The 9,680-nt window shown below is 63.8% G+C and carries 7 protein-coding genes; 5 read left to right on the forward strand and 2 right to left on the reverse strand.

Annotated features, from left to right (window positions below; translation table 11 throughout):
* From EPO09_RS11270 to EPO09_RS11290, 5 genes are all read left to right on the forward strand, one after another.
* The coding region (locus EPO09_RS11270; RefSeq protein ID WP_290643111.1) for an enoyl-CoA hydratase at positions 1 to 559 on the forward strand (559 nt) is incomplete at its 5' end.
* Between the two features lie 91 nt (positions 560 to 650).
* Positions 651 to 1,052: a PA2779 family protein gene (locus EPO09_RS11275; protein WP_290643113.1), complete on the forward strand. Its 402-nt coding sequence runs from the start codon at positions 651 to 653 to the stop codon at positions 1,050 to 1,052.
* Between the two features lie 3 nt (positions 1,053 to 1,055).
* A complete protein-coding gene (locus EPO09_RS11280; protein ID WP_290643115.1) occupies positions 1,056 to 2,030 on the forward strand; it encodes a PA2778 family cysteine peptidase in 975 nt (324 codons plus the stop codon).
* 142 nt (positions 2,031 to 2,172) lie between these two features.
* Positions 2,173 to 2,622, forward strand: a complete 450-nt coding sequence (locus EPO09_RS11285; RefSeq protein ID WP_290643116.1) for a hypothetical protein — start codon at positions 2,173 to 2,175, stop codon at positions 2,620 to 2,622.
* 57 nt (positions 2,623 to 2,679) lie between these two features.
* Positions 2,680 to 3,468, forward strand: a complete 789-nt coding sequence (locus EPO09_RS11290) for a fumarylacetoacetate hydrolase family protein (protein WP_290643118.1) — start codon at positions 2,680 to 2,682, stop codon at positions 3,466 to 3,468.
* A gap of 25 nt (positions 3,469 to 3,493) precedes the next feature.
* Here the strand turns inward: EPO09_RS11290 and putA are convergent, their stop codons facing one another.
* Positions 3,494 to 7,258 carry a trifunctional transcriptional regulator/proline dehydrogenase/L-glutamate gamma-semialdehyde dehydrogenase gene (gene putA, locus EPO09_RS11295; protein WP_290643120.1) on the reverse strand — a complete coding sequence of 1,255 codons (3,765 nt, stop codon included), beginning with the start codon at positions 7,256 to 7,258 and terminating at the stop codon, positions 3,494 to 3,496.
* Positions 7,259 to 7,288: 30 nt separating this feature from the next.
* Positions 7,289 to 9,680 (reverse strand): serine hydrolase (locus tag EPO09_RS11300; protein WP_290643122.1); only part of this gene is annotated, 2,392 nt, incomplete at its 5' end.

Here is a 9,680-nt window from a genome sequence, read left to right on the forward strand (position 1 = left end):
CGCCATCGGCCATGACGTGGCCCAGCGTTTTGGCGAAGCCTTCGCCACGCTGCAAGAAGCCCGCGCGGTCGTGATCGCGGCGATCAATGGCTATGCCATGGGCGGCGGCCTGGAATGCGCCTTGGCGTGCGACATCCGCATTGCCGAAAAGCACGCGCAGATGGCCTTGCCTGAGCCCTCCGTGGGCTTGCTGCCAGCCGGTTGCGGCACGCAGACCTTGCCCTGGCTGGTGGGCGAAGGCTGGGCCAAGCGCATGATCCTGACCAACGAGCGCGTGGACGCCGACACGGCCCTGCGCATTGGTCTGGTTGAAGAGGTGGTGGACGCCGGCGCTGCCTTGGCCAAGGCCACGGAAATGGCCCAGCGTGTGACCACGCTCAGCCCCGAAGGCGTGACCTACAGCAAGCAACTGATCCATGCCGCGCGCCAAGGCGTGCCGCGTCATGCGGCCCTGTCCATCGAACGCGAAAAGTTTGTGGATCTGTTTGACAGCCCCAATCAGCGCGAAGGCGTCAACGCCTTCCTGGAAAAGCGCAAGCCGAACTGGACGACGGCCTGATCCCCTCTGATCGACCCGACCATGGTTACAGGGCATTAACACCCGCCCTGTATCCTCAAGCCTTGTTTCATCACACGCTGTAGGACTTCATATGAAACTCTCTCGCAAATTCGTCGCCATGACCGTGGCCATCGCCTTGAGCCACACCGCTGGCCTGCAAGTCGCCCAAGCCGCGATGATCGCCACCGATGCCGTGGCCGTGGCTTCCGCCGATGCCCAGATCGCTGCACGCCGTGCCCACGTGATGGACACGCTCAATCGTGCTGACGTGGCCCAGGCCCTGATGGACAAGGGCGTGGACATGGACGCCGCCCGTGCTCGCGTGGCCTCGCTGTCCGATGCCGAAGTGACGCAACTGGCCGACCAGCTCGACAAGGCCCCCGCCGGCGCCTCCGACATCCTGGGCACCATTGTGTTCATCTTCGTGCTGCTGCTGATCACCGACATCCTGGGCTTCACGAAGGTCTTCCCCTTCACCCGCTCGATCCGCTGATTGATGCGCCTTCCATCGCGCCTGCTGGGTGCGCTGGTCCTCACGTGCAGCCTGCTCGGGCTGCACGGCTGCGCCTCCTTGCAGGCGACGCAAACGCGTGCCTTGCTGGCGCAAGCGCCTGCCGACATCCCCGCGCAAGTGGTCTTGTCCGACACGCCTTTTTATCCGCAGTCGGCGCTCCAATGCGGGCCGGCCGCGCTGGCCACCGTGATGCAGTCCGCCGGTGTCGCGATCACCCCTGATGAACTCACGCGCAGCGTGTTCCTGCCAGGCCGCCAGGGTAGCCTGCAGATCGACATGCTGGCCGCGCCACGCAGCCATGGCCTGATCAGCACGCGCATCGCGCCGCAGATGTCCGGCCTCTTGCATGAGGTGGCTGCGGGGCATCCTGTGGTCGTCCTGCTGAATCTCTCGCTGCCCATCTACCCCATGTGGCACTACGCCGTGGTGATCGGCTATGACCTGCCTGCCGGTGATGTGTTGATGCGCTCCGGCACGACCGAGCTGCTGCGGATGCCGCTGTCCACCTTTGAACACACCTGGGCCCGATCAGGCCAGTGGGCCTTTGTGGTGCTGCCGCCTGCACAACTGCCCGCCTCAGCCAGCGAGACCGATGTGACGGATGGCCGCGTCGCTTTCGAGCGGCTGGCTGCACCTGCCCAGGCCATCCAGGCCTATCGCACGGCACTGCAGCCATGGCCGCATAACCTCGTCATGAGCCTGGGGCTGGGCAACGCCTTGTTCGCCTCAGGGGATGTGCGCGGCGCGGCTGAGGTGCTGAGCCAGGCTGCCAACGAGCACGACAGTGCCGCCGCCTGGAACAACCTCGCCATGGCCCGCCTGAAGCTGGGCGAGCACGATGCCGCGCTGCAAGCCGCTCAACATGCCGTGAGGCGCGCTCAGTCAAGCGAACCTCATTGGCTGGCGCCCGCGCAGGCCACCTTGAGCGAAGTACGGCAAACCCTCTCAGGGAAATGACCGTGCCTGGGGGCGGCAGGCGTCAGCGCTAGGGATAGCCTCCCCCTAAATTTGGAGGGGGTTCCCCCATCGGCGGGTTTTGAGCCGGTTTCACTTTGTCTACATTGCATTTATTGCCTCACGTAGATAAAGGGAGCGTGGCATGGACATCGATACGCAGACCATCGCATGGGTCGCCATGGCCGTTGGCCTTGTCGGCATCGCCTGGGCCATCTTCTGGCCCGTTGAACCTCATCACCCGGGCGTCAACCCCATCTCCACCCACTGGGATCTGGTCTACGTGGATGACGATGGCGTGATGCAGTTCACCATGGTGCGCGTGCTCAAGATCAACCCCACCAGCCGGCGCATGACGGCCTGGTGCGCAGCCAGCGGATCCGAGCGCATCTTTAAGCTCAGCAAGATCGTCAAGGCCACGGACGTACGCAGCGGCGCGCGCATCAACATCGCGCGCCTGATTGACAAGCCGCGTGTGTTGAGCGATCAAGCCCCCGCGGTTTCCGTGCGTGCGCCGGTGACGCTGCCAGAACCCGTGTCCAGTGACATGGATGTGGGCAGCTGGTGGAGCACCTCGCGGCTCGGCCTGCATTGAACCGGGCGCAGCCCGCTTGGGTGGACAATGCCGGATCGTGTTCGAACGGTCCAGCTCATGAACCCTATTTCTGCCAACGCGCAAGCGGCTGCGGCCATCCTGGCTCAGCGCCGTCTGCAAGGCCTTCAAGGCCCCTGTCTGCCAGACGGCATGCGGCCTGTTTCGCTGGATGAGGCCATGGCCATCCAGCGAGCCGTCATGCCCTTGATGGGCGATGCGGTGGGTGGCTGGAAGTGCGGTACCCCAGGCCCGGACAAGCTGGTTGTGGCCCCAATCTACGCCAGCACCATCCATCGGCAAGCTGATTCGGCGCCGTGTCCTGTCTGGGCCAGTGAGGGCGCTGTAAGGGTGGAGCCCGAACTGGCCTTTGTATTGGGGCAGGATCTGCCTGTGCGCGATCAGCCCTATGAGCCGCATGAGGTGGACGCCGCCTTGGCCGCCACACACCTGGCCCTGGAGTTGATTGACAGCCGCTACAACGATCCAGCCGTGCTGAGCTTTGCCGACAAGCTGGCGGACGGATTGGTCAACCAGGGCTTGTACATCGGCCCGTCCGTGGATGGCGATGAGGCCGCCTTGACGCGCGTGATGCCCATTGGTGTTCGCGTGGACGCCGGTGGGGAGCAGGTCAGGGCCGGGCAGCATCCGGATCCCTTGCCCACGCTGCCGCTGTATTGGTTGGTGGAGTACCTGCGTGAGCAGGGCGTGGGCCTTCAAGCCGGGCAGGTGGTGATCACCGGCTCTTATGCCGGTACGTTCCCCATGCCCGTCGGGCCGGAGTTGGCGGTGCGTTATGGCGAGCTGGGCGAATTGCGCGTGCGCTTTCAGGCCAGAGTGCGGACTTGAATGAGGTGGCGGCTGCGTGCCTGGCTCAGGTCAGGCTCATCAAGCGCGCATTGCCGCCAGCTGCTGTCGTGTTGACGGACACGCTTTGTTCGCTGAACAAGCGCCACACACTGAATCCGCCCGGTTGATGCCAGCCGGGTGCCAGCGTTTGCATCGACAAGATCGGGCCCGGCTTCTCGCTGAGGTACTCGGCCATCTCGATCACGTCGACCGGTTCGGCGTGCATGAGCACCGCCTGCCACGGCGCGTCGGCCATGTCTCTGACCAGATGGATGCGCTCGCGCACGCTGTCAGGCAGTTGCTTGAGCAACGGCGCCAGCGAGGGGTGATCCAGCCAGACCGCTTGTGTGCCTGCTGCCAGCACTGTGCACAACTGGTAGAGCAGGTCTGACAGATCACTGGCCAGGCACAGCACCGCGTCTTTGCTCCGCAGGCGGTAGCCATTGCGCTCGCCTGTGGGGCCTGGCAGCTCGGTGCTCAGCCCGATGGGACTGACGGTGAGCAGGTGCCGTGCATGCTCCAGCAGCACCTGGGCGTGTGGCACGGGCGATGTGGCCAGCCAGTCTGCAAGCACATGCAAAGGGGCCATGGCTTGTGCAGACTGGTCTTGCCCGGCCATGGCCATCAAGCTGGACGCGCGCAGGCAGGTGTCGGGATCGTGATGCAGCAGGCGATGCAGGTACAGCGGGCCGCCTGCCTTGGGGCCTGTGCCTGACAAGCCTTCGCCACCGAAGGGCTGCACGCCCACCACGGCGCCGATCATGTTGCGGTTGACGTAGATGTTGCCGATGTGCGCGCGCTCGGTGATGAAGTCGATCGTTTCGTTGATGCGGCTGTGGATGCCCATGGTCAGGCCGTAGCCCTTGTCGTTCAGCTTGGTCACAAGCTCACCGAGATCATCGCGTTTGAAGCGCAAGATATGCAGTACAGGGCCGAACACTTCCTGAACCAGTTCGTCCAGGCTTGTCAGTTCGATCAAGGTGGGCGGGATGAAGCAACCATGGCCATGAGCCTGTGCCGCCTCCACCGTTGTCTCGGCCTGGTAGACCGGGCGGTCGCAAGCGCGCAGGGTGGCGATATGCAGTTCAATGGCTTCCAGCGCATCCTGATCGATCAAGGGGCCCACATCGGTTTGCAGGCGATCGGTGGGGCCAAGCCGAAGTTCGCACATGGCACCCTTGAGCATGTGCAGCACGCGGTCCGCCACTTCTTCTTGCAGACACAGCACGCGCAAGGCCGAGCAGCGTTGGCCTGCGCTGTCAAACGCGGATGTCAGGACGTCCTGTACGACCTGCTCCGCCAGCGCGGACGAGTCAACGATCATGGCGTTCTGGCCGCCTGTTTCGGCAACGAGTGCCACTGGCTGCTTGCGCTCATTGAGGCGTGAGGCCAGTTGTGCCTGTATATGGCGTGCCACCTGTGTGGAGCCGGTGAACATCACGCCCCTGATGGCAGCATGAGCGACGAGTGCGGCGCCAGTCGTTTCGCCATCGCCCGGCAGCATCTGCAAGGCAGCTCGGGGGATGCCGGCTTCGTGCAGCAGGCGCACGGCCTGCGCCGCAATCAAGGGCGTTTGTTCTGCCGGCTTGGCCAACACGGTGTTGCCAGCGGCCAGTGCCGCGGCCACTTGCCCGGTGAAGATGGCCAGTGGAAAGTTCCAGGGGCTGATGCAGGCAACCGGGCCCAGTGCCTGGTGATGGCCGTCGTGCAGATCGGAGCGTATTTGCGCCGCGTTGTAGCGCAGGAAGTCGATGGCTTCGCGTACCTCGCCGATGGCGTTGGGCAGCGTCTTGCCTGCTTCGCGCACCAGCAGATTCAAGAGCATGGGCCCGCGGTGGCACATCAGGTCGGCAGCGGTGTCCAGCATGGCAGCACGGCGTGACGCGGGCGTGTGCTGCCATTCGGCGGCAAAGTTCGCTGCGGTCTCGCAGGCCTGATTCACGTCCTCGATGCCTACCCACCTGACTGTGCCGATCGTGTCCCGTCTGTCTGCCGGGTTGCGGACGGTCTGGTCCAATTCGGGCGATGGCGCCAGAGCATGCGCCACGATCGGGCCGCAAGCGATGTGGGGCAGGGCTTCTCGGCTCAGGTCCGCTTGCAACTGCGTCAGCACGATGTCGTTGTACAGGTCAGGTGCGATGCTGTTGGGGCGGGCATCTCCGTAGAGCGCGTCTGGCAGGGGGATGTCAGGGTGGCTGGCGCCGATCACGCCATCGGTGTCTGCTGCGCTCAGTACGGCCGTGCCAGGCGCCATGATCAGATCGTCCAGGTCAATGTCCTCGTCCGCCACCTTGTTGACGAAGGACGAGTTGGCACCGTTTTCCAGCAGGCGCCTGACCAGGTAGGCGAGCAAGGTTTCATGCGTGCCCACAGGCGCGTAGATGCGGCATGGTCTGCCCAATCCACCTTGATCCGCTGGCTTGATCACCATGTCATAGAGGGGCTCGCCCATGCCGTGCAGGCATTGGAACTCGTATTGCCCCTCCAGGAAATCAGGGCCCGCCAGTTCGATGATGCTGGCCAGTGTGTGGGCGTTGTGGGTGGCGAATTGTGGGTAGACGTCGGCGGGCGCAGACAGCAGCTTGCGTGCGCAAGCCAGGTAGGCCAGATCAGTGTGGGTCTTGCGTGTGTAGACCGGGTAATCTCGTTGGCCTTCGATCTGGGCGCGTTTGATCTCGCTGTCCCAGTAGGCGCCTTTGACGAGCCGGACCATCAGGCGATGGTGGCTGCGCCGGGCCAGATCGATCAGGTAGTCAAGCACGAAGGGCGCACGCTTTTGATAAGCCTGCACGACGAAGCCGATGCCATCCCAGCCATGCATGGCGGGCTCGTGGCACAGGCGTTCCATCAGGTCGAGTGACAGTTCCAGCCGCTCTGATTCTTCAGCATCGATGTTCAGGCCGATGTTGTAGTCGCGGACCAGTGTGCAAAGTCGCAGCAGGCGTGGATACAGCTCATCCATGACCCGTGTGTATTGATGACGGGTGTAGCGCGGGTGCAGTGCCGAGAGCTTGATTGATATTCCTGGCGCCTGATAGAGCGAGCGGCCTTGGGTTTTCAAAGCGATGGCGTGGATCGCGTCTTCGTAGGCTTGCAGATAGCGTTGGGCGTCTTCTTCTGTGAGGGCGGCTTCGCCTAGCATGTCGTAAGAGTGGCGATAGCCTTGCGTCTCTTGCTGACGTGCCTTGTGCAGGGCCTGCTGGATGGTTTCGCCCAGCACAAACTGCTCGCCCAGCATGCGCATGGCCACGTCCACGCTTTTGCGGATGACAGGCTCGCCGCCTTTGATGGCCGCGCGCTTGAGTGCAGCGCGCAGGCCTGCTTCGCCATGCGTGCCGACGAGCTTGCCAGTTAGCATCAAGCCCCAGGCGGTGGCGTTGACGAAGAGTGAGGGGCTGTGGCCGAGGTGGGCCGTCCAGTTGTTGCCGGCGATTTTGTCGCGGATGAGGGCGTCTCGCGTGGCCAGATCGGGGATGCGCAACAGAGCTTCGGCCAGGCACATGAGGGCCACGCCTTCTTGCGAGCTCAGCGAGAACTCTTGCATCAGCGCTTGAACCAGGCCACCTCTGCCGCCTTCCACTTTGCGCTGGCGCAGTTGGATGGACAGGTGCAGGGCGAGAGAACGTGCGGATTCGGCTTCTTGCGGGCCCAGGGAACCGTCTTCCAGCAGGGCTTGCACGCAGGCTGGTTCATCACGGCGTGTGGCCAGGGTGATGGCCTCACGCAGCGGATGGCCTTGGGTGCGCAAAGCTAGCCCAAGCGTATGGAAGGGGCGAGGGTCCTGCGTCATCTCCCTGCCACCTTAAGCGATGCGGCCGCTTCAGTAAAGCAGGTAAGTGGCCCGTCGCGTCATGAAGTCACGCAATCGGTCTTGCCAGCTCTGGGCGATGGCTTCTGTGGCTTGCCCGTCCTTGATACGGGCCAGCGTGTCGCGAGACCCGATCATGCCCAGGGTCTTGTCGACCTGGAAGCTCGCGTTCTGCTGTTTCAGCTGGCGCGTGAGGCTCAGGCCCAGCAGTTGCGCATCAAACTGATCACGCTGGGTGAGGCGAAATTGCACGCCGTGGCAAAGCTGGTTTTGATAGGGGCCGCTGAGAGGCTTGAAGTGCGTGGGGGTGATGGCCAGGCCAGGCAGCTTGTCTGCATTCATGGCATCTGCCAGTTTGTCGGCATCAATCCAGGGGGCGCCAACCCATTCAAACGGCTTGTCAGTCCCTCGACCGACGCTGATGTTGGCGCCTTCCACCCAGGCCACGCCGGGGTAGAGCAGGGCGGTGGTCGGGGTGCGCAGATTGGGTGAGGGTGGTACCCAGTCCTGCCCCGTTTGTTCAAAGCGCATGCCCCGCTTGTAGCCTTGCATGCTGATGACTTGCAGCTTGACGTCCAGGCCGGTGCGCGTGCGGATGTCATCGCGCAGCCAGCGGGCGATTTCACCCAGGGTCATGCCGTGTTGAACAGGCAGTTCGGCAAAGGCGGTGAAGGAGCGCAGATCGGCATCCAGAACAGGGCCGGCTACGCGGTCTGCGCCAACTGGATTGGGCCTGTCGAGCACGACGAAGTTCAGGCCAGCTTGCGCCGCAGCCTGCATGGCTTCGCCCATGGTCGAGATGTAGGTGTAGAAACGCGCGCCGGCGTCCTGCATGTCGAACACGAGGGTGTCGAGGTCCTTGAGCATGTCTGGCGCGGGGCTCAGTTGTTTGCCATAGAGGCTGATCAGCGGCAGGCCAGACACCGCATCGACGCTGGAGGCGATCTGGCCTTCCTGATCGCGGTTCAGGCCGTGCTCGGGTGTGAACACCTTGCGCAGTTGCAGGCCGGGGGCCGTGTTCAGCCTGTCCAGCGTGCGCCAGCCTTTGTTGTCGACGGCAGACAGGTTGGTGATGAGGCCCAGCCTCTGCCCGGAGAGGGGGGTGTAGTTCTGGCTGCGCAGCACGTCGATGCCCAGCATCACATAGGCTGGAGTCTGTGTGACGCGTGTGTTGGGAGCCGCGCTGATCTGGGTTTGCAGCGCAGGCCATCTGTCCGTCAGCGCTGCGGTGCTTACCGCTGGGTAGGTGCTGGACAGCAGCGCCTGTATCTGCCGGCGCAATGGCCTGGCATCACCCAGCCCACGTGGATGCACACGGTTGCTGAGGATGATGAGGTATTGCTTGTGCAGCAGGTCGATCCACAAGCCTGTGCCGGTATAGCCGGTGTGGCCAATCAGGCCCAAGGGGGGCAGGGTTTCGCGTTGCGGTGACCACGGCGCATCCAGTGACCATCCCAGGCCCCGCCATTCGCTTTGATCTGTAGGCGATTGCCTTTGCATCATCAGGTTCAAGGTGTCGGCGCGCAGCAAAGGGTAGGCGCGTGCGGGCTGCGTGATGCGTCGGTTGGCCTGCGCATCGCCCGATGAGACGTGCAGCATGGCGTGCGCAAAACGCGCGAGGTCATCCGCGGTACCAAACAGGCCGGCGTGCCCCGCCCAGCCGCCCATGCGGATGGCAAAGGGATCGTGCACGGTGCCGCGCATCATGGAGCCATCGCCACGCAGTTCGGTCGGGGCGATGCGGGGGCGCATCTCGGCAGGCGGCAGGAAGCGCGTGTCTTTCATGCCCAGCGGTTTGAAGATGTGGCGCTCGGCGTAGTCGGGCAGGCTGAGGTGGCTTGCGCGTTGCACCAGTTCACCCAAGACGATGAAGTTGATGTCGCTGTAGACCATGCGGGTGCCGGGTGGCGTTTGCGGCTTTTCGGCGATGACCTTGTTCAAGCCTGTTTCGTAGCCGGACCAGGGCGGCGAGCTGTCCAGGTCAGGGCGCAAGCCGGACGTGTGGGCCAGCAGTTGCGCGACCGTGATGGTTTGTTTCCCATGCGCGGCAAAGGCGGGCCAGTACTTGGCGACAGGCGCGTCCAGCTTGAGTTTGCCGCGCTCTACCAGTTGCATCACGGCGGTGGTGGTGGCCACGGCCTTGGTGAGTGAGGCCAGATCGAACACGGTGTCCGTGCGCATGGCTTCGCGCTCGGGCAACAGGGCCTGCCAGCCATAGGCCTGCTTGAATTGCACGCCATCTTCATTGCCGATGAGTACAACGGCGCCGGGCAAGGCGCCCGCATCCATCTGTGCTTTGACGGCTGCACCGATGGCGGGCCCCAGGCGCTCAGCCAGTGAAATGGCCTGGCGTGAGGAAGCTGACGATGTGTTGGTGGCGGGCTCTTGTGCGAGCGCATGCACG

It is taken from the genome of Aquabacterium sp. (genome assembly GCF_004297345.1).
Classification (GTDB): Bacteria; Pseudomonadota; Gammaproteobacteria; order Burkholderiales; family Burkholderiaceae_C; genus Aquabacterium.

Coding starts and splice junctions, on each gene's coding strand:
- putA (WP_290643120.1), bottom strand. CDS start 7,258: ATGACGCAGGACCCTCGCCCCTTCCATACGCTTGGGCTAGCTTTGCGC.
- EPO09_RS11290 (WP_290643118.1), top strand. CDS start 2,680: ATGAACCCTATTTCTGCCAACGCGCAAGCGGCTGCGGCCATCCTGGCT.
- EPO09_RS11285 (WP_290643116.1), top strand. CDS start 2,173: ATGGACATCGATACGCAGACCATCGCATGGGTCGCCATGGCCGTTGGC.
- EPO09_RS11275 (WP_290643113.1), top strand. CDS start 651: ATGAAACTCTCTCGCAAATTCGTCGCCATGACCGTGGCCATCGCCTTG.
- EPO09_RS11280 (WP_290643115.1), top strand. CDS start 1,056: ATGCGCCTTCCATCGCGCCTGCTGGGTGCGCTGGTCCTCACGTGCAGC.